The sequence below is a fragment of the Bradyrhizobium sp. NBAIM08 genome (assembly GCF_020193935.1).
Lineage (GTDB): Bacteria > Pseudomonadota > Alphaproteobacteria > Rhizobiales > Xanthobacteraceae > Bradyrhizobium > Bradyrhizobium yuanmingense.
In genome coordinates, this window is the sequence record NZ_JADYVR010000659.1 from 1 (window position 1) to 424 (window position 424).

A 424-nucleotide genomic window follows, 5' to 3' on the forward strand; every position below is an offset into this window, starting at 1 on the left:
CCCAACATCTACGCCGACCAGATCGAGTGGATGAGCCGGAACCTCAACAGCCGCAGGCAGGTCATCCTCTCGCTGCATCCCCACAACGACCGCGGCACGGCCGTCGCGGCAGCCGAGCTGGGCTATCTCGCGGGGGCGGACCGCATCGAGGGCTGCCTGTTCGGCAATGGCGAGCGCACCGGCAACGTGTGCCTCGTGACGCTCGGCCTGAACTTGTTCAGCCAGGGCATCGACCCGAAGATCGACTTCTCCGACATCGACGAGATTCGTCGCACGGTGGAGTACTGCACCAACATGGCCGTCCACCCGCGCCACCCGTACGCGGGGGATCTGGTCTACACCGCCTTCTCCGGCTCCCACCAGGACGCCATCAAGAAGGGGCTCGAAGCGCTGGCCGACCAGGCCGCTGCGCAGGGGCAGGGGA

General features: G+C 67.0%; 1 pseudogene. It reads left to right on the top strand.

From position 1 onward, the window contains the following. Positions 1–424 (top strand): annotated as a pseudogene (locus I6F37_RS41435) (2-isopropylmalate synthase); the annotation flags it as partial.